Annotated in this window: 20 protein-coding genes; 2 read left to right on the top strand and 18 right to left on the bottom strand. The window is 33.1% G+C overall.

The window, feature by feature from the left end; translation table 11 throughout:
• Positions 1 to 5: 5 nt before the first annotated feature.
• The 3 genes from ruvX to mtaB all read right to left on the bottom strand — a co-directional run bounded on the left by ruvX (position 6) and on the right by mtaB (position 2104).
• Entirely contained in the window at positions 6 to 428 is a 423-nt protein-coding gene (gene ruvX, locus BM153_RS09995) for a Holliday junction resolvase RuvX (protein ID WP_092873301.1), read from the bottom strand.
• Positions 429 to 701, bottom strand: coding sequence for an IreB family regulatory phosphoprotein (locus BM153_RS09990; RefSeq protein ID WP_092873299.1), 273 nt, complete (start codon positions 699 to 701; stop codon positions 429 to 431).
• Between the two features lie 104 nt (positions 702 to 805).
• Entirely contained in the window at positions 806 to 2104 is a 1299-nt protein-coding gene (gene mtaB, locus BM153_RS09985) for a tRNA (N(6)-L-threonylcarbamoyladenosine(37)-C(2))-methylthiotransferase MtaB (protein ID WP_092873297.1), read from the bottom strand.
• 289 nt (positions 2105 to 2393) lie between these two features.
• Here mtaB and BM153_RS09980 point away from each other — a divergent pair, with 289 nt between their 5' ends.
• Entirely contained in the window at positions 2394 to 2627 is a 234-nt protein-coding gene (locus BM153_RS09980; RefSeq protein WP_092873295.1) for an HPr family phosphocarrier protein, read from the top strand.
• 49 nt (positions 2628 to 2676) lie between these two features.
• Here the strand turns inward: BM153_RS09980 and thiI are convergent, their stop codons facing one another.
• The 11 genes from thiI to lepA form a co-directional block, all read right to left on the bottom strand.
• Positions 2677 to 3858: a tRNA uracil 4-sulfurtransferase ThiI gene (gene thiI / locus BM153_RS09975; RefSeq protein ID WP_092873293.1), complete on the bottom strand. Its 1182-nt coding sequence runs from the start codon at positions 3856 to 3858 to the stop codon at positions 2677 to 2679.
• A 24-nt stretch (positions 3859 to 3882) separates the two neighbouring features.
• On the bottom strand, positions 3883 to 5040 hold the full coding sequence (locus tag BM153_RS09970; RefSeq protein ID WP_092873291.1) for a cysteine desulfurase family protein: 1158 nt from the start codon (positions 5038 to 5040) through the stop codon (positions 3883 to 3885).
• Positions 5041 to 5075: 35 nt separating this feature from the next.
• Complete coding sequence (locus BM153_RS09965) at positions 5076 to 5816, bottom strand: 16S rRNA (uracil(1498)-N(3))-methyltransferase (protein WP_092873289.1); 741 nt, start codon at positions 5814 to 5816, stop codon at positions 5076 to 5078.
• Complete coding sequence (prmA, locus tag BM153_RS09960; protein ID WP_092873287.1) at positions 5816 to 6778, bottom strand: 50S ribosomal protein L11 methyltransferase; 963 nt, start codon at positions 6776 to 6778, stop codon at positions 5816 to 5818. Before prmA ends, BM153_RS09965 begins: the two co-directional genes overlap by 1 nt.
• 263 nt (positions 6779 to 7041) lie before the next feature.
• Positions 7042 to 7638, bottom strand: coding sequence for a hypothetical protein (locus BM153_RS09955; protein ID WP_092873285.1), 597 nt, complete (start codon positions 7636 to 7638; stop codon positions 7042 to 7044).
• A gap of 386 nt (positions 7639 to 8024) precedes the next feature.
• Entirely contained in the window at positions 8025 to 9206 is a 1182-nt protein-coding gene (dnaJ, locus tag BM153_RS09950; protein ID WP_092873283.1) for a molecular chaperone DnaJ, read from the bottom strand.
• A gap of 235 nt (positions 9207 to 9441) precedes the next feature.
• A complete protein-coding gene (gene dnaK / locus BM153_RS09945; RefSeq protein ID WP_092873281.1) occupies positions 9442 to 11304 on the bottom strand; it encodes a molecular chaperone DnaK in 1863 nt (620 codons plus the stop codon).
• 157 nt (positions 11305 to 11461) lie between these two features.
• Positions 11462 to 12052 (bottom strand): nucleotide exchange factor GrpE, encoded by a 591-nt coding sequence (grpE, locus tag BM153_RS09940; RefSeq protein ID WP_242949125.1) that lies wholly within the window; start codon positions 12050 to 12052, stop codon positions 11462 to 11464.
• Positions 12053 to 12069: 17 nt separating this feature from the next.
• The gene (gene hrcA / locus BM153_RS09935) at positions 12070 to 13092 is read right to left on the bottom strand and encodes a heat-inducible transcriptional repressor HrcA (RefSeq protein ID WP_177205638.1); all 1023 of its coding nucleotides are present in this window, start codon (positions 13090 to 13092) and stop codon (positions 12070 to 12072) included.
• A gap of 142 nt (positions 13093 to 13234) precedes the next feature.
• Positions 13235 to 14446 carry a radical SAM family heme chaperone HemW gene (gene hemW / locus BM153_RS09930; RefSeq protein ID WP_092873275.1) on the bottom strand — a complete coding sequence of 404 codons (1212 nt, stop codon included), beginning with the start codon at positions 14444 to 14446 and terminating at the stop codon, positions 13235 to 13237.
• A 98-nt stretch (positions 14447 to 14544) separates the two neighbouring features.
• Entirely contained in the window at positions 14545 to 16359 is a 1815-nt protein-coding gene (gene lepA, locus BM153_RS09925; protein ID WP_092873273.1) for a translation elongation factor 4, read from the bottom strand.
• A 220-nt stretch (positions 16360 to 16579) separates the two neighbouring features.
• On the opposite strand from lepA, the gene holA reads away from it, so the two are divergent.
• Positions 16580 to 17587, top strand: a complete 1008-nt coding sequence (gene holA / locus BM153_RS09920; RefSeq protein WP_092873271.1) for a DNA polymerase III subunit delta — start codon at positions 16580 to 16582, stop codon at positions 17585 to 17587.
• Between the two features lie 119 nt (positions 17588 to 17706).
• Here the strand turns inward: holA and rpsT are convergent, their stop codons facing one another.
• The 4 genes from rpsT to BM153_RS09900 form a co-directional block, all read right to left on the bottom strand.
• Positions 17707 to 17970 (bottom strand): 30S ribosomal protein S20, encoded by a 264-nt coding sequence (gene rpsT, locus BM153_RS09915; protein ID WP_092873269.1) that lies wholly within the window; start codon positions 17968 to 17970, stop codon positions 17707 to 17709.
• 184 nt (positions 17971 to 18154) lie between these two features.
• A complete protein-coding gene (locus BM153_RS09910) occupies positions 18155 to 18691 on the bottom strand; it encodes an NUDIX hydrolase (RefSeq protein WP_092873267.1) in 537 nt (178 codons plus the stop codon).
• A gap of 30 nt (positions 18692 to 18721) precedes the next feature.
• The gene (locus tag BM153_RS09905; protein WP_242949119.1) at positions 18722 to 20407 is read right to left on the bottom strand and encodes a leucine-rich repeat protein; all 1686 of its coding nucleotides are present in this window, start codon (positions 20405 to 20407) and stop codon (positions 18722 to 18724) included.
• Between the two features lie 261 nt (positions 20408 to 20668).
• On the bottom strand, positions 20669 to 21024 hold a 356-nt coding region (locus tag BM153_RS09900), incomplete at its 5' end, for a leucine-rich repeat protein (RefSeq protein ID WP_177205637.1).

The raw sequence follows: 21024 nt of genomic DNA, 5'->3' as shown, positions 1-21024 counted from the left end.
TCCGATTATTTTGAAATATTTTCCAAGTAATTCTGTAAAATCAGGGCTGCTGCAATTTGATCAACATATTGCTTACGATTTTCCCGTCGCACCGACTCATCCATCAAAACCTTTTGTGCCTGAAGAGTAGTCAGTCTTTCATCGCATAATATTACTTCAAGTCCTGTACGTTTTTCCAGCATATTTTTGAATTCCAGAGTTTTTTCACAACGCTCTCCCTCTGTATTGTTCATATTCTTAGGGAATCCAAGTACAATTTTTCCAACCTCTTTTTCAGCCACAATTTCATCAATTCTGGCAAGAGTCTGTCTTAGTTTCTTTTCTGACTTTCTAGAAATGGTTTCAAATGCCGAAGCTGTGATAAGAAGTTCATCACTTAGTGCCACACCAACGGTTTTTGAACCATAATCAAGTCCCATTATCCTCATCTAGTTTTCTTCTTTCCAGGAATTATTTTTGATATATTCAGCTAAAAGTTCTTCCACAAGTTCATCTCTTTCAACCTTCACAATAAGACTTCTTGCATTTTTGTAAGAAGTAATATAGGTAGGGTCTCCGGACATAATATATCCCACTATCTGATTAACCGGATTATATCCCTTCTCAGAAAGTGCTTTATAAACATCCTCTATAATAGATTTAACAGAGCGTGTTTGCTCTACTGATACATCAAAAAATTGTGTATTGTTTTTATCTTTCATTTTCATACGTCCTCTTTAAGTGCATCCGCACACTTATTATTCTATTCTAATATAATATAATAGAGTTAATAATTCAATGGGATTCTTATTAGGTATCGTCATATTTACTCTAATAGCAATATATTATTTTGTAAAAATCCCTTTGCTTTTCCTATCTTGCTTGTATTTGAAAGATTTTCTTTAGAAAGTAACGCAGCCTTAACATACTCTTTTGTATGTCCAAGCTGATAAATTTTATCATCAACTTCTATAGTATCTTCAAAAAGAACTTCTATTTCTTTATCAAGATAATATTCGATAAATTTCTTTCTTTTAAGCTCATTTTCCTTTAAAAGTATATCACTCCTTTCATTTTTTATTTCTTCTTTTACCTGTCCCTCCATTTTATCAGCTTTAGTTCCTTTTCTTCTGGAATACTTAAATACATGAGTTTCGTAAAACTCTACCTTTTTTATAAAGTCATAGGTTTCATTAAACTCTTCTTCACTTTCCATAGGAAATCCCACAATTACATCTGTTGTTATGGCAGGATGTTCAAAATATTTTCTGATTTTGCAGCATTTTTCATAATATTCATCAGCTGTATAATGTCTGTTCATTCTCTTTAAGACACTGTCACATCCACTTTGCATGGATATATGAAAATGTGGACAAAATTCTTTGATTTTTGATACTTCTTCTAAAAATTCATCACTGATAATCCCAGGTTCTATAGAGCCTAATCTGATTCGTTCTATACCTTCAATACAGGACAGTTCTTTAATAACATGTAACAGTGTATCTCCCGTATCCTTCCCGTAGGAAGAAAGATGTATTCCTGTTAAAACAATTTCTTTGTATTTTTTTGAAGCCAATACCTTTGCCTCTTCATATATATCTTCAAAGCTTCTGCTTCTGGCTCTTCCCCTTGCATAGGGAATAATGCAGTAACTGCAAAACTGATTACAGCCATCCTGAATTTTCATGTATGCCCTGGTGTTTTCACCTGCCTGATTAGCTGTTATTTTTTCATATTGATGCTCATGACTTATATCATCAATATTAACTATCTTTTCTGCTCCATCGTAATAATCTTTTATATAATCAAGAATTTTATTCTTGTGATTTGTACCAATAACTATATGGGCAGTGCCGTCTTTTATTACTTCATCTTTTGAAGTCTGAACATAACAGCCGCATGCAATAATAAGAGCATTGGGATTTTTCTTTTTTGCCCTGTGAATCATTTGTCTGGACTTTTTATCAGCAACATTTGTAACAGAACAGGTGTTAATTATATAAATATCTGCTTCTTCATTAAAATCTACTATCTCATAGCCGTCATTTTTCAGGCTTTCTAACATTGCATCTGTTTCATAGGCATTTACCTTGCAGCCAAGATTATGAAATGCAGCTTTTTTCATTGTTTTTCTCCTATCGTAATATAATAAAGCCTCTTAAGTGATAATTATAATTTCGGGATTTAAGTTTTAAAGTTTCTTTAGAAATTGTGTATGCATAAATTCTATCTTCTACTATATTTTTCCTTTAAGTTTCATTGTGACTATTATTTCATCTGAAAATAATCCGAAAAACATAATAAGCTTATGTTTGTTTCTATCAATATGATAACTGATGTTGACATTTTTTAATTAAAAGAAGTATTATGTACAGGTAACAAATGTGACTTTGTTTTTAGTAAAGGAGAAAATTATGCAAACAGTAAATGTTAGTCTTAAATCAATAGATGATGTAAAAAAATTCGTAAATACATTAACCTTTTTCGATTGTGACTTTGATCTTATTTCAGGTCGTTATGTGATTGATGCTAAATCAATCATGGGAATTTTCAGTCTTGATCTTTCAAAACCTATTGAACTGCATATCCACCAGGATGGTGATTGTTCAAGTATTATCGAAAAACTTAATGATTTTATTGTGCAATAGAATTTAAAAGCTTTTTAGAATATGGCAGCCTTTTTTGAGGCTGCCTTTTTTATTTTACTTCTATAACCTCTGTTGTTTCTATAGCTGTTTTCATAAGTTCATCTATCTTTTCTGCAAGTTTAACTTCAGAGCGTTTTATTACCTTTAAACTTGGTTTTGTAACAGGATGTTTTGCCACAAAAATCGTACAACAGTCCTCAAAAGGAAGAATTGAAGTTTCATAAGTACCGATTTTTTCTGAAATATCAACAATATCCTGCTTATCAAAAGCTATAAGTGGTCTATATACCGGCATTTCACATACTTCATTAGTACATGCCAAAGAATACATGGTCTGACTGGCAACCTGTCCTATGCTTTCTCCTGTAACCAGCCCCAGGCATTTGTTTTCATTTGCAAAATGCTCAGCTATTTTCATCATATAGCGTCTCATTATGATTGTAAGCTCATCATGTGGACACTGATCATAGATATATAATTGAATATCGGTAAAATTAACCACATGAAGCTTAATAGGGCCTGTATAAACCGAGATTTCTCTGGCAAGGTCTACTACCTTTTGTTTTGCCCTTTCTGAGGTATAAGGCGGAGCATGAAAATAAACCGCATCAATTTCAACACCTCTTTTTGATACCATATATCCTGCAACAGGACTGTCAATACCTCCGGATAATAAAAGCATTGCTTTTCCGGCTGTTCCAACAGGCATTCCACCCGGTCCCTTTATTTCTTCGGAATATATATATATTTTCTTTCTGATTTCTATGTTTAACATGATTTCAGGATTGTGAACATCTACTTTCATATTTTCAAAAGCTTCTAAAATCTGTTCACCAATCATGGCATTTAATTCCATTGATTTTATGGGATAATCTTTTCTTGCTCGTCTGACATTTACCTTAAAGGTATGCTCTTTTTGGCCATAGGTCTCTTTAATGTATTTTTTTACATCTTCAAACAGAGCCTCTTTTCCACTGTCTTCAACATGTACAACGGGACAGATTGCAGCGATTCCAAATACCCTTTTTAGAGCATCAACCGTATCTAAATAATCATATTCTCCAATTACTTCAACATATACTCTTCCTTGTTCTTTTGTTACCTCAAATTCCCCATCTACTTTAGCTAGAGCATAACGAATCTGATTTAAAAGAGCATTTTCAAATAAATATCTGTTTTTTCCCTTAACTCCGATTTCACCGTACTTTATCAAGAATGCTTTATAATTCATTTTTCCTCCTGACTGAAATAGCTTTTAGTGTCTCATATATTTTTTGTATTTTGCGTATATTTCTTTGGTATTTTCTATGGCATAAATTATTTCTTCTTTGTTATTATCACCATTTAGACTGTATCTGACTGTGGAATCCAGCAAGTCTTTATCCAGATTTATGGCAAGTAAAGTTTTGCTGATTGCAGGCTTGTTAGAAGAGCAGGCAGAACCTGCGGATACATAAATTCCCCTTTCTTCTAAAGCATGAAGCATAACCTCACTTCTCATTCCTTTAAAACTTACACTGATAATATGAGGTGCAGCTTCATCATTATTTAGGGGTCCGTTTATGCTTATGCCTTCTGTAGCTGACATATTCTCAATGAAAAAAGCTCTTAATTCTCTCATATTCCTTGTTTTTTCATCCAAATTATCATACATTAGCTTTGCAGCAAGTCCTAAACCTGCAATAGCCGGTACATTTTCCGTTCCAGAGCGGTAGCCTTCCTGCTGACCTCCTCCATGTATCAGTGGTTTAAAATTTACTTTTTCATTTTTATATAAAAATCCACTTCCCTTAGGGGCATGAATCTTATGTCCACTTACACTTAAAAGGTCAATTCCCATTCTGTCCGGTCTTATATTATATTTACCGTAGCTTTGAATTGCATCAACATGAAATAATATATTTTTATTATAATTTTTAATTATCTTTCCAAATTCATCTATTGGCATTAATGAGCCAATTTCATTATTAACATGCATTATGGAAACCAGTATAGTATCCGGCCTTAATGCCTTTTCAAGTTCTGATGCCAATACCTTGCCCTGACTGTCTACATCAAGATAGGTTACCTCAAAACCGTTTTCTTCAAGATACTTCATGGTATTTGAAACTGAAGGATGCTCAATTTTTGAAGTAATAATGTGATTTCCACTTCTTTTTTTTGCAAAAGCAGCCTGTATTATGGCCAGATTATTTGACTCAGTTCCTCCTGAAGTAAAAATAATTTCCAAAGGTTTGGCTTTTAGGGTAGCTGCAATTTGATTTCTAGCCTCTTTGACATAATTTTCCGCTTTCATGCCTATCAAATGCATTGAAGATGGATTTCCATAATCTTGTGTCATTAATTTATATGTAAGGTCAGCCACTTCTTTTTTTACTCTGGTAGTGGCGCTGTTATCAAGATAACATTCCAATAGAAACTCCTGCCTTTCTAAATACATCTTTAAGTCTAATCTGTTTCCATTTCATACATTAACATGGCCATAACAGCCATTCCTGCTGTTTCTGTTCTTAGTATCCTCTTTCCCAAAGTAACACAAATACAACCATATTCTTTGGCAAGTTCTACCTCTGACTCATCAAAACCCCCTTCTGGTCCTATAAAAACAGCAATATCTTCATCTTCCTTTATAGATGAAAAAATTTCTTTGGTTCTTGTCATTCCTTCTTCATTTTCGTAGGGAAGAATATGATGACTGTAATTTTTTGAATATTCCAAAGCTTCTTTAAAATTCATAACATTTTTAACTTCAGGAATAATTCTTCTTTTGGACTGCTTTGCAGCTGCCTGGGAAATAGCATTGTATCTTTTTACCTTATTTGCTTTTTTCTTTTCGTCTAATTTAACAATACTTCTGTTCATGGAAACAGGAATTATTTCATATACACCTAATTCAATACATTTTTGAATAACCGTTTCCATTTTATCACCCTTTGGCAAGCCCTGAAAAAGATGAACTCTTGCAGGAAGCTCTGTACCCTTTTCATCTTTTTCTATTATATCTACCATTATTTTTTCATCTGAAATATCAGAAATCTTACAGATATAGTCAATGTCTTCTTTATTACTGATTCGTATTTTGGTTCCGGGTTTCATTCTCAAAACATTTTTTATATGATTCACATCATCACCGGTGATAATTATTGAATCATCCAAAATATTTTCTTTATCTACAAAAAACTGAAACATCAGACACCTGCTTTCTTTGCCACAATGCATACCCAGTCATTAATACGATTTACCTCAATTACTCTAAGACCATTTTCTTTAAATGCATTTTTTACTCTGTCTTCTTGGGAAAGAATAATCCCTGAAGAAATAAATACACCATCATCAGTCATGTATTTTGATACTTTTTTTGACATGGGAATAATAATATTGGCAAAAATATTGGCAACAACAATGTCATATTTACCGGAATTTTCCTCATCAAAAGTCTGATTATCCTCTAAAACATTTCCTGTTTCAAAGCTACACTCGTCAGTGGAAATATTATTCACCTTTATATTTTCGTAAGAAGCTTTAACAGCTATCTCATCAATGTCTGTACCCAATACCTTTTTTGCACCACATTTTATGGCTGCTATTGATAAGATTCCACTTCCGCAGCCTATATCAAGAACATTTGAATCATTTTTAACATATTTTTTTATTCCCTCTATGCAAAGCCTTGTAGTTTCATGCTTACCTGTGCCAAATGCTGTACCGGGATCTATTTCTATTATTTTTGAATTTTCTTTAATTTCGTTTACTTTTTCCCAGCTTGGTTTAATAAGAATGTCTTCTATGTAAAAAGGTTTGAAATACTGCTTCCATTCATTAATATAATCTTCTTCATCTGTAATAAATTTTTCTATGCTTCCTTCACCTAGGTCAGCAAATTCCCTCAACCTTTCTATTTCAGATAAAACATTTTCTATAAGTTGTTTTTCATTAGCATCATCCGGTTGTGTGTAAAAACTGATATATGCAGTATCATCTGTAGAATCAAGCTTCGCCGGAATATCAATATATAAAGCCTTTACATCTTCTGATGAAATTGGAATATTATCTTCCACTTCAAAACTGTCAATTCCCAATTCCATAAGCATTCCACATAAAATATCCTCAGCCATTGCCTTGGTTTTTATACGATATTTATTCCATTTCATTATTTCACCTTCCTGATTAAAACCCTATTCGGGCATTTTAATAATATTAATGCCAACAATTTATTTAATAAACACAAGTTGTAAAATTTATCTTTTACAGATATTAATAAGATGCAGGAAAACCTGCATCAATAATAATAAGCATAGTAACATCTAATTATAACCTTATAATAATCTTTAGTCAAGAATTAACCCCCGCTTCCTTTTAAGCATATGGGAGAAAAATAAAAAAGGCAGGTATCTTAACCTGCCATGTTTACTGATTATTCGTATTTGTCTGCTAATAAAGCATATTCATTATTAATCATCTGCAAAACTTCTGTGTCACCACAAAGATTGTCCGGATGATATATTTTCAATAAGTCTTTATAACGCTTCTTTAAGGATGCCTTATCTACCACCCCGATAAAAAACATTTTTGTATCTATATCACATCCTCTATCAAAATCATTTACTGCCTTATAGAAATTTCTTTCTCTTTTCATCCTTTCCTTTTCAGCAGCTAATTTTCTCAATTCCAATTGTAATATCTCAAGCTTTTTCTTGAATAAATCCTCGTCTCTTTTCACCTTAGCTTCATAAAGCTTTTTTTCATACTCATATTTTTCTTTTTCTATTTTAAACAAAGCTCTCTCTTTTTTCAAAGTTTCTTTAGCATCATCAATCTCTACTACTTTCGTCTCTTTATTATAGTGGTCAAGATCCGTCACAACACTAACTGTCACCTCAGGAGTATTGAACTTTCTTGCATAATTAAGGCTTCCCATTTTATCATCTCCGTTCCTTATTAAATACAATACAACAATATCTATATAGGAATTTTTCGATAAATTTCTAATATTTATATCGTCTTCTATCAATTACTAATCCATCTCATAACACAAAAATACAAGCTAATCGACATTTCTTATGTGACATTATCATAAGATATTTTCGTCACATAAAAGTAACGGCTTACTATTTTATTTATGAATTTTTTATATTTTCTTTATAATTACTATATAATTATATAATATTGACATTTACTAAACAATAAAAATACCTTACCAAATATGTCGCAATTCGTTCCATATGTGCAAGAAGCCCCTGACTACAAGAATTTTTTTCTTTAAAAGTAAAAATTTTTATACAATCCTTTATTGGGCAAAACGGCTTATATACTAACAAAAAAGCTGCGTTTTAAGTCTATGGCAAATTTCTTTGCCTGCCTTAAACGCAGCTTTGCTTATGAAAAGAATAAAAGAAATCAATCTTCAAATACTTCTTTTACTTTATCCCACATACCTTTTTTCTTTTCTTTTTTTCCTTTTTCTTCGTTAAGATTATCAAAATTTCCTTCCAAAGAATTTCCGGTTTCCCTGTCAAAGGTTCTCAAGGCTTCTTTTGCAGCCTCGTTTAACTGTGTAGGTACCTGAACAACTAAGGTTACATAATGATCTCCTCTTTGCTGACTATTTCTAAGGGATGGAACTCCTTTTCCCTTGAGACGGATTCTGGTGTCAGTCTGAGTACCTGCTTTAACAGTATAAATCACTTCACCATCCACAGTATTTATTCTAATGTCCCCGCCTAAAGCAGCCTGTGCATAGGTAATAGGGGCTGTTGAAAAGATATTTGTTCCCTGTCTTTGGAATATAGGATGTCTTTGGATAATAACTTCTACAAGTAAATCTCCTCTTGGACCTCCATTGGTTCCAGGTTCACCTTTATCTCTTATACGAACACTTTGTCCTTCATCAATACCTGCCGGTATGGAAACTGAAATCTTCTTTCTGCTAGAAGTATATCCGCTACCTCCACATTGTGGACACTTATCTTTAATAATTTTTCCGCTACCCTGACAATCAGGACAAGGAATAACTCTTTGAACCATTCCAAAAAGTGAAGATTCGGTGTGAGTCACCCTACCGGAACCATTACAGGTGGTACAGGTGCTTGCGGAAGTACCAGGTTTTGCCCCGGAACCGTTACAATTGGTACATACATCCTTTAAAGTAAGTTCTAACTCTTTTTCACAACCAAATACAGCCTCTTCAAAAGTAATATGTACCCTTGCCCTTAAATTGGCACCTTTTCTAGGTGAATTATCATTTCTTCTTCTGGAACCACCACCAAACAGATCACCAAAGATATCACCAAAAATATCTCCCATGTCCATTCCACCAAAGTCAAAGCCACCTGCTCCGGCACCTGCTCCACCATCAAATGCTGCATGTCCGAACTGATCATACTGTCTTCTCTTGTCAGGATCACTTAAAATGGCATAAGCCTCGCTGGATTCTTTAAATTTGGCCTCTGCTTCTTTGTCTCCCGGATTTGCATCAGGGTGATATTTTTTAGCTAATTTTCTATATGCTTTTTTTATCTCGGCATCACTGGCATCCTTACTGACGCCTAATACCTCGTAATAATCTCTTTTATCAGCCATAGCCTTTCCTTCCTGTTATTTAAAATTTGAAAAGTGTATACCAACGCTAAATTTTAATAACATTTAAAATTTATGTCAATATGCAATTTTTAAGCCATAACTCAAAAACATAATTCGATACAACAAGATGCACTAAACTTTGCTATACCTTTGTGGGATATAGCACAGAAAAGTGCACTTGTTTAACTGGGGGTTTATATGAGTTAGAATTTTATTTTAACTACTAATACCTTAATTATACTTCTTTGTAGTCAGCATCTACTACATCATCATCTGCCGGACCTGCATTTGTTGTATTTCCCATATCCGGAGCCGGACCTGCCTGTCCCTGTGCCTGTGTCTGCTCATACATTTTAGCAAATACACCCTGAGCTGACTGCATAAGTTTTTCTTTAGCAGCATTAATATCTGCTACCTGAGCTTCTGTCATTTCTTCCGGATTTGCAGCATCTACAAGATCCTTTAATGCTTTAAGATCTGCTTCTACTGTAGCCTTATCTTCAGGGCTAACTTTATCTCCTACTTCTTTAAGAGCTTTCTCAGTCTGGAATACGAAGGAATCAGCTTCATTTCTTGCATCAATTGCCTCTTTACGCTTCTTATCCTGAGCTTCAAACTCAGCAGCCTCTTTAATAGCTCTGTCAATATCTTCATTTGACATATTTGAACCAGCTGTAATTGTAATATGCTGTTCTTTTCCTGTTCCAAGGTCTTTAGCTGATACATTAACGATACCATTTGCATCTATATCGAATGTAACTTCAATCTGTGGAACACCTCTCATTGCCGGTGGAATTCCATCAAGTCTGAATTGTCCAAGGGATTTATTATCTCTTGCAAACTGACGCTCACCCTGTAATACATTAATATCTACAGCTGTCTGATTATCTGCTGCTGTTGAGAAAATCTGGCTCTTCTTTGTAGGTATTGTTGTATTTCTTTCAATAAGTTTTGTTGCAACTCCACCCATTGTTTCAATTGAAAGTGAAAGTGGTGTTACATCAAGAAGAAGGATATCACCTGCACCTGCATCTCCAGCAAGTTTACCACCCTGGATACAAGCACCAAGCGCTACACACTCGTCAGGATTTAAGGACTTGTTAGGCTCTTTTCCTGTAAGCTGTTTAACTTTTTCCTGAACACAAGGAACACGGGTTGATCCACCTACTAATAATACCTTTGTAATATCTGCATTTGTAAGTCCTGCATCTCTCATGGCATTTTGTACAGGAACTGCTGTTCTTTCTACTAAATCATGTACAAGTTCTTCAAATTTTGATCTTGAAAGATTTTCATCAAAGTGTTTTGGGCCTTCTGCAGTAGCTGTGATGAATGGAAGGTTAATGTTTGTTGTAGTAGCACTTGAAAGCTCTTTTTTAGCCTTTTCTGCTGCTTCTTTAAGTCTTTGCATTGCCATCTTGTCTCCGGAAAGATCGACACCTTCTTTAGCCTTAAATTCATTTACCATCCATCTTGTAATAGCTTCATCGAAGTCATCACCACCAAGACGGGTATCTCCATTTGTTGAAAGTACTTCGATAACTCCATCTCCGATTTCAATGATAGAAACATCGAATGTACCACCACCAAGGTCATAAACCATTATTTTCTGCTCATTTTCATTGTCAAGACCATAAGCTAATGCTGCTGCTGTAGGCTCGTTTATTATACGCTTTACTTCAAGTCCTGCAATCTTACCTGCATCTTTTGTAGCCTGACGCTGAGCATCATTGAAGTAAGCAGGAACTGTAATAACAGCTTCATTAACTGTTTCACCAAGATAACTTTCTGCATCTGCTTTTAATTTCTGAAGAATCATAGCTGAAATTTCCTGTGGTGAATATTTCTTTCCATCTATATCTCTTTTATTATCTGTACCCATATCTCTCTTAATGGAAGCTATGGTTTTTTCTGCATTTGTAACTGCCTGACGCTTTGCAGGCTCTCCTACTAATCTTTCTCCGGTTTTTGTGAAAGCAACTACTGATGGAGTTGTTCTTGCACCTTCTGTATTAGCGATAACAACTGGTTTTCCACCTTCCATAACTGCTACACATGAATTTGTTGTTCCTAAGTCGATTCCTATTATTTTACTCATAATCACTACCTCCAAATATTATTAAGCATGTCTAAAGACATTTTATTACTAATACAAGACCTCATAAGTAAATCATTTTCTTATAAGGGGTAATTTTATTACTACATAAATATATTATAAACAGGAGATTTACTCCTGAAATATAAAGCTTTAATTGTTAATTGGCAACTTTTACCATGCTATGACGAACTACGGTATCATTATATAAATATCCCTTTTGTAATTCTTCAGCCACAACATTTTCTCCTAATGTATCATCCTCAATATGCATTACCGCATTATGAAATTCTGGATCAAATTCTTTTCCTTCAGCTTCAATGGCTTTAACACCTATTTCTTCTAAGGATTTAAGTAACTGTTTGTAAACCTTATCCATCCCATCTACAAAAGAGTCATTTTTTAACTCTTCCGGAACAGCTACAAGACCTCTTTCAAAATTGTCCACTACAGGAAGTATCTTTTCAATAACACTTTTTACTCCTATTTCATACATAGCGGATTTTTCCTTTTCGGTACGCTTTCTGAAGTTTTCAAACTCTGCTAACTGACGCTTAACCTTGTCATTTAATTCTTCGATAAGCTCATCCTTTTTATCTTTTTTCTTCTTTGTTTCTTCTTCACCTTCTTTAGAGGTTTCTTCTACCTCTTCAACATCTGTTTGTGTATTTTCATCTACAGTTTCTTGTGTAGTTTCTTTCTCAGTTTCTTCTTTTATTTCTTCCTCAAGATTTACATCTTTTTCCACAATAGTTCCACCTTTCTTATCTATTTATCCTTAAAGAGATTTTGCATCTGATTCATTAATGTTTTTATATTTCCAACTACATTTTCATAGTCCATTCTCTTTGGTCCTATGATTCCAATAGTTCCCTGCATTCCTCCGCCTATATCATAAGTTGCAGTAACTACGCTACAATCTTTCATATTTTCAACAGGAGATTCTTCTCCAATATATATCTTAATTCCCGTTTTCCCGTTTTCCACAGGAATAAGTGCAGCCAGCTCACTCTTATCTTCAAAGGCGTTTATCAGTTCTGAAGCCTTTGTAGAATCGCTAAGTTCGGGATATTTAAAAATATTTGTGGCACCGGAGGTATAAATAGCCGTATCCTTGTTTACGGCAATGGCATCAGAAACCGCATCAATAATTTCATTTACTATACCTGCATGAATACCTGCCTGTTCTTTAATATTTCTTATGGTTTCCAGATTTATCTCTGAAATTGAAAGACCACAAAGGCTTGTATTTAATAAAAGGTTTAGCTTTAACATGGTTTCCGTATCGAGGGCCTCTTCAACATCTATAACTTTATTTTTAACAAGATTTCCCTCAACAACAACTACTACCAGAACATGATTGCTATCTACATTTGATAACTGTAAAAATTTAATCTTGTTTCCATGCATATCAGGTGCTGAAACCATAGCGGCATAATTAGTATTTTCTGCAAGTAATTTGGCAGCCCTTTTTAAGGTTTCTTCTACTTCGCTAGCTTTTTCTAACACCATTTCCTTCATCTGTAATACTTCTTCTTCTCTTTCTCTCATAAGATTATCAACGTAAAGTCTGTATCCCTTATCTGAAGGAATCCTTCCGGCAGAAGTGTGAGGTTGTAATATATATCCCATTTCTTCAAGGTCTGACATTTCATTTCTAATGGTAGCTGAGCTTAAGTTCAGTCCTGATGACTTTGAAATTGTCCTGGAACCTACAGGCTCACCACTTTCCAAATAAGTTTTTATAATGGCTGTAAGTATGGTCATTTTTCTTTCATCTAACTGTTGCATCTTAATCACCCTTTATCAGACTTTTCTTAATTTCTCATATAATATATACAATCTCATTTTCTTTGTTAGCACTCATTAGATTAGAGTGCTAATATCTATGTACCTAAAATAGCACTTACAATTTTCTTTGTCAATACCTTTTTTAAAAAAGAAACTTTGAAAGCACATAATTTGACACATTTATCCCTTCATTACTTAAGAAATAATAATCGTTTTCATATATAATAAGGCCTTTATTTATAAACTCCTCCAATACTTTTCCATATACATCTTCCAGTCTTTTTTCAAAATATTCCTGAAATTGTAATCCGGATATTCCTTTCATTTTTCTAAAGCCTAAAAACATAAACTCTTCCATGCAGGATTTTTCATCTAATATTGTAAGTTCATCATAAAAGCTTTCATCATTAAATACATCCTTTATAATGGCATCATCTGAGTATTTTTTTATATAAGTTTTTAAATCACTAAGATTTTTATATCTTATATCATCTAATAAGGAAGCAGCCCCAAGTCCCAATCCAAGGTAGTTTTCCCTGCTCCAGTATTTTAAATTATGGCGACACTCTTTGTCTTTTTTTGAATAATTTGAAATTTCGTAACGGTGATAGCCGTTACTTTCAAGGAATTGTAAGGTATGGTCATACATTTTTCTCTCAGTGTCTTCATCAGGAAGAAATTCAGGTTTTTCCCCATTTTCAAGCATTTTTACATCTTTACTGTACTTTTCATAAAAAGGGGTGTTTTCTTCTATGATAAGGCTGTAGGCCGAAATATGCTCCGGCTTTAAATCAATGACTTTTTTTAAGGTATTTGAATAGGATTCAAGGCTTTGTTTTGGCAATGCCGACATAATATCCACATTAATATTAGAAATGCCTGCCTTTCTTGCCAGATGATAGGACTCCAGAAAATCATTATACATATGAATTCTTCCCAAAAGCTTTAACTCTTCATCATTTGCTGACTGTAAACCTATGGATAATCTGTTTATTCCATAATGTAAATATAAATCCAATTTTTCTCTATCCAAAGTTTTGGGGTTAGATTCTATTGTAAATTCGCAGTCACTACTTATATTGTAGTTTTGTCTTAAAGCAAATAAAACTTGTTTGATTAAAGATGTATCCAGTATGCTAGGAGTTCCCCCACCTATAAAAATCGTATCTATTTCTTTATCTTTAAAGCATTCTGCCTTTATTCTTATTTCTTTTGACAAAGCATTAATATAGTCTTTTATTGTTTGTGTATCTGAAGGGCAGGACAAAAAATCGCAATAATTGCATTTTTTTACACAAAAAGGGATATGAATGTATATTCCTGATTTATTGTTTTTTGATTGATTTCTTTTCATTGTGTTCACCTGAAATTATTAAAGCGGATATTTGCTTACTTTAATATAGAAAGACAAATTCCGCTTTGTTAGTTTAATTTATAGTCTAATTAAAATGTTTATTCTTCATCCAGTTTAAGAACGCTCATAAATGCTTTTTGCGGTATTTCAACATTTCCTACCTGTCTCATTCGCTTCTTTCCTTCTTTTTGTTTTTCAAGAAGCTTTCTCTTACGGGTAATATCACCACCATAGCATTTTGCCAAAACGTCTTTTCTCATGGCCTTAACAGTTTCTCTTGCAATTACCTTGCTTCCAACTGCTGCCTGAATAGGTATTTCAAAAAGGTGCCTTGGAATTTCGTTTTTAAGCTTTTCGCACATTTTCTTTCCTCTTTCGTAGGCAGTACCTTCAAATACGATAAAGGAAAGGGCATCCACTTCTTCTTTATTAATGAGAATATCAAGTTTAACAAGTTTTGACTGTCTATAACCTTTAAATTCATAGTCAAAAGATGCATATCCTCTTGAGCGGGACTTTAGTGCATCAAAGAAGTCATAAATAATCTCATTTAAAGGAAGTTCGTATTTTATAAGGGCTCTTGTGGTTTCAATATATTCCATGCTGATATAAATACCACGCCTTTCCTGGCATAAATCCATGATAGCCCCAATATACTCTGAAGTTACCATTATCTCAGCATTTACCATTGGTTCTTCCATAAAATCAATAGAAGCGGCGTCCGGAAGATTTGAAGGATTTGTAAGTTCAATTACTTCACCATTGGTTTTATGGACTTTATAAATAACTCCGGGAGCTGTTGTAACAAGGTCAAGATTATATTCTCTCTCAAGTCTTTCCTGTATAATTTCCAGATGTAAAAGCCCCAAAAAACCACATCTAAAACCAAAGCCCAGTGCGGCTGAAGTTTCAGGCTCATAGGTTATGGAGGCATCATTTAATTGTAATTTTTCTAAAGCCTCTCTTAAATCAGGATACTTGGCACTATCTGCCGGATACAGTCCACAATAAACCATAGGATTAACTTTTTTATATCCCGGAAGTGCCTTATCACAAGGATTTTGGGAATCAGTAACAGTATCACCTACTCTGGTATCCTGTAAAGACTTAATGCTAGCGGTAACATAGCCAACCATGCCGGCTTGAAGTTCGTCACAGGCAATAAACTGGCCTGCACCAAAATATCCCACTTCAACGGTGAGATATTCCGCTCCGGTAGCCATAAGTTTTATTTTGGTACCAGCTTTTATAGTTCCTTCCACTACCCTAATAAAAATAATTACTCCTTTATAGGAATCATACAATGAATCAAAAATCAAAGCCTGTAAAGGAGAATCCGGATCTCCTGTAGGAGCAGGAAGCCTTGTAACTATTTGTTCTAATACATCTTCTATATTTAAGCCCTGCTTTGCAGAAATAAGGGGTGCCTCTGAAGCATCTATTCCTATAACATCCTCGATTTCTTCTTTTACTTTGTCAGGATCGGCACTTGGTAAATCTATTTTATTTATAACTGGTATTACTTCCAGATCGTGGTCTATAGCCATATATACATTTGCAAGGGTTTGCGCCTCAACTCCCTGAGCTGCATCAACCACTAAAACAGCCCCGTCACAGGCAGCCAGACTTCTTGATACTTCGTAATTAAAGTCTACATGTCCCGGTGTATCTATTAAATTAAAAATATATTCATTTCCATCATTTGCCTTATAGACAATACGCACAGCCTGGGATTTTATGGTAATTCCTCTTTCCCTTTCAATATCCATATTATCAAGCACCTGAGCCTGCATCTCCCTGCTGGTAAGGGTGCCTGTTTTTTCAATAATCCGGTCAGCCAAAGTAGACTTACCATGATCAATATGAGCAATTATGCAAAAATTTCTGATTTTACTTTGATCTATATTAGACATTTTATTTCCTCCGAATTCATGCTTTAAAAAAAAGCTTAGCATTCTAATTTTAACAAGGATTTTTATAACTTGCAAACCCAAACTTCTTATACAGGTGTTTTTATGCTATAATTGAGTGGAAAATGTGAAATTTTTCTAATTAATAAGCTTTATTAAAAATCTAAATTCTATTATATTCATTTTTAATTACAGTTATAAATCTTAAAATAGGAACAATACTATGGCAAAAAAACAAAACAAGGATACTTTTTCCGAAATAAATGATGATATAGCAAATAATAAGCTAAAAACCCTTTATCTTTTACATGGCGAAGAAGAATATCTTAAAATCCTATACAAAAACCGAATCAAAAATCTTTTATCCGCCACTGATAATTCCATGAATTACCAGTCTTTTTATGGTGGGGAAACTGAGGAAGAAAAAATCATAGAAGCCTGTGAAACCCTGCCCTTTCTTTCAGATAAAAGACTTGTATTAGTAGAGGATTCAGGATTTTTCAAAAAAGGGGGGGTAACTAAATTAGAGGAATATTTTAAAGATATCCCTGAAACCACCTGCTTATTATTTATAGAAAAGGAGACAGATGGCAGGGGAAAATTATATAAATCATTAAAAAAATACGGACTGGTTCTTGACTGTTCAAGACAGGATGAGGACACTTTAAAAAAATGGATTATGTCCTCTCTAAAAAAAGAAAAGCTTTTAATAACCAGAGATGCTTTAGACAGATTTTTAGCGTTATGCGGAAATGACATGGAAAATATCCAAACAGAACTTGAAAAACTCATTTCCTATTGCAATGGTTTAGAGGGAATACAAATTTTCGATGTGGAAAATATATGTTGTAAAACAATAGAAAATCATATCTTTGAAATGATTGATCTTATATGTAATAAACGTTCTAAAGATGCTCTAAATCTCTATTACGATTTACTTAAATTAAAAGAAGCGCCTATGAAAATCCTGGCTTTAATTATCCGGCAGTTTAATATTCTTTTAAAAGTAAGATCTCTTTCTAATGGAAAGTTTTCTAAAACTGAAATGGCAAAAGAAGCCGGTGTTATGACCTACTTTATAGATAAATATATTACCATGTCAAAGCACTATACAATAAATGAACTTATAGACATTCTTAAATATTGCAGCGATACTGATAATGCAATTAAAACCGGACTGATGGAGGACAAATTAAGTATCGAGGTTCTTATTGTAAGGCTGGCAACTTAAAGATTTCTTATTTTAAATTTTTACCACAGCAAAAAATCCATTCGACTGACGGGATCGAATGGATTTATAATTTCACAATTAATTTCAAAATGAACTATTGATATTTACAAATATATTTACTAAGCAAGTTTGTTAACTTTTTTCTCTAATGCAGAAATCTTTCTAGCTGCATTGTTCTTGTGGTAAATTCCCTTAGCACAAGCCTTTGCGATAATCTTTTCTGCTTTTCTAAATTCAGCAACTGCTGCTTCTTTATTTCCCTGAGCAAGTACAGCATCTACTTTCTTGATAGCTGTCTTAACTGAAGATCTGATAGCTTTGTTTCTAGCTGTTCTCTTTGCTGTTGTAATAACTCTTTTTTTAGCTGATTTAATATTTGCCACGTGTAATACCTCCAAAATTCTTATAAATAAAAACGGATTAAAAAATCCTCATCACTTATATCAAGTAACTAATTATTTAAAATTAATTGTTATAGTTTTTTTCATTCGTCGGCACTGACACGGACTAGCCAACGAAACATACCATAATAGTATAGGTTATAGATTTTTTATTGTCAAGTTTATTTTATCTCAAAAATTTACTTTCGTAGGCAAGGATTCCACAGATGGTTTTTGCATCCTGTATTTTTCCTTCAAAAATCATGGATTTTAATTCTTCTAAATCATATTCATAAACATCTATGAATTCATCATCGTCTAAATCCTGTTGTCCCAGGCTTAAATTTCTTGCTATAAAAATATCGATTCTTTCGTTGCATATTGCCACTGTTGAATAATTAGAAACCAAAAATTCAATATTATCACAGGAATATCCGGTTTCTTCCCTCAATTCCCTTCTTGCACATTCTATAAATGGTTCATCTTCATAATCAAGAGCACCGGCAGGTATCTCTAATGTAAATCTGTCAATGGAATTTCTGTATTGTTTTACCATAAGAATTTTTCCGTTTTCCAAAATGGGAACAACTGCTGCTGCCCCCTTGTGGCTGATAAAATCATAATATTCAATTCTTCCGTCAGGAATCTGCATCTTATCGCAATAAAAATTAACTTTATTACCTCGCCTTACAAGACTTCTTCCTATTCTTTTATTTCCTTGCATATATCCTCCATTAATTTATTTTTTTAAATATTATTTTACAAATTTAACTGTTTTTAATTGACCTTTGCCTTTAAAAAGTTTTTTGTAAGCAGTGTACTTTTTTACGGGAACTTTTATAATTGCATTTTTATATATTGATTTAAGAGCCTTTGAATCTACTTTTTTTAAATTTAAAGATTTTATGGTGATTTTCTTTAACTTTGCATCCCCCATAAATGCTTCTTTGCCTATACTTATCACATTTTTCCCTATAACAGCCGAAAGGGCTTTTTTCTGGTTTTTAAAGGCATTTTTAGCTATAGCTGTTACCTTAAAGGTAATTTTTTTATATTTTACAGTATCTGCTACCTTTATAGTTTTTAAATTTTTATTTTTATAAGCGGTAACGGTTACTGTAGGATTTTTCTTTAAAACACCGGTTACGATATATTTATAGCCATTAACATAGAATCCGCTGCCTTTTTTTAAGGATATCTGTTCTGACTCTTTTATCAATTTGGCAAGTTTACTTTCTGCATTAGACAGTTTTTTCAAAATTGTAGAATCAATTAATTTCTTTGCATCCTTTTCAAGGGCGTCATAGGCCTTTCTGGCTTCATTTATTTTGTTTTTCTTATTTAAAGTAACACTTCCTATGGAATTGATTTTATCAATAACCTTTTGTGCCGCTTCTTTAAGCTTTTTCTCTCTTTCAATCTGCTCATTTAAACTTTCAAGCTGTTTTTTTCCTTCCAAAAGAGCATTGTAGGTATTTTCAGTAATATAATAACGAGAGTCCTCATCTAATGCATCGTATGCTTCTAAAGCTTTTTTAACGGTATACATTGTATCAAGGGTAAGTGTTTCAGGTATTAGATTAATTATTCTTGATACATCATTTGCTTTTACTACTTTTTCTAATTCTTCAATATCTTCCTTAATTTCAAGTATCCTGTCTTTGTCATTATCAGTTAATGCCTCATTAAAATCTTTCATATATTCAGTTAATTTATCAACATTTTTTACTGTGGCATCTAAATCTGACATAATTAACAAAGATTTTTGATAGATTTCTTCTAAATCATCATCCGGATTTTCTTTAAGATAAATTTTTAAATCCGCCAGTATTCGAATCAAATCACTCTCATCCGGGAAAGTCATTTGTTTTGAAGCATCCATACCCCATCCGGAATCTCCTAGGGCAATGGTAAATTTTAATCTTACAACCTCATTAGAGTGTAAAACTCTGTTCCCCATACCTACAAACTGCCATTCATCATTTACAAAATAAACCCATCCTGAAAAAGGAGTAAACTTAAACTCTTCCAAATCAGTAGAGTCATCGACATTAGTAAATTCTCCTTCATAGGTGTATTCTTCCAAATCAGCGCTACAGTTTAGTAATAATATGGAAGGTATATTGTAAATTTTACTGTCGCAGTCCTTAATCCCCGATAAATAATAACCGTAACTAGAAGAACGACTTTCTAAAGTTAAACCTTTTTCATCCGCCAGTCTACTTAAAACATCTGAAACATATTCATTTTGTCCTATCTTGATTTTCGTAGGTTCTAACACATATCCCTGTCCTAAAACAAATTTTTCAATAGTAAAATATGCATATTCCTCTCCGGCTGCATTAACCTTTAAATCATTACCAAAAAAAGAAATAACAATTATTCCTAAAAAAACTGCTATTAACTTACCTGTTTTTTCTACAATATTATTTATTCCCACACTTTTTCCTTCCTAAGCTTTTTTAATGTTTGCTTTTAAAAAATATTTCTATATTTTAATTCTAACTCTTATAACACACTTCCAAAAGATTTTTACAAATAATTTATATTTTTAAATATTTTATCATAAATTATTTTAAAAAGCGTAGCAGTTACTTAGATTATTTCTCTAACAAAAATAACCCAAAACCGCTACGCTAATATTTTATATAGTAAAACAACTATCTTAAATGGCTTTGTTTCCTTCAGATTCTTGTTTTATCTATTTTACTTTTACTGTCTTGCTTTGTCCCTTATTGCTTAAAAGTATTTTGTAGGTCTTTAACTTCTTAGCAGGAACTTTTATAACAGCTTTTTTATTAATACCGCTAAGGGCTTTAGCTCCCACTTTCTTTAAAAGGGTGCTTTGTATATTTATTAATGTAAGGTTTTTGCAGGATGCAAATGCCTCTTTACCTATTGTAGTTATATTTTTTCCTATAACTACTGATTTAAGTTTTGTGTAGTTTTTCAAGGCACCTTCAGCAATCTGTGTTACTTTATAGCTTTTACCCTTATATTTTAAGCTTGATGGAATTGTAAGCTTTGTAAGGGCACTGTTTTTAGCTCCTGTAAATA

The organism is Acetitomaculum ruminis DSM 5522, assembly GCF_900112085.1.
Taxonomy (GTDB): domain Bacteria; phylum Bacillota; class Clostridia; order Lachnospirales; family Lachnospiraceae; genus Acetitomaculum; species Acetitomaculum ruminis.
The sequence above is the reverse complement of the archived record's forward strand: the minus strand, read 5'-3'. Positions and strand labels throughout refer to the sequence as shown.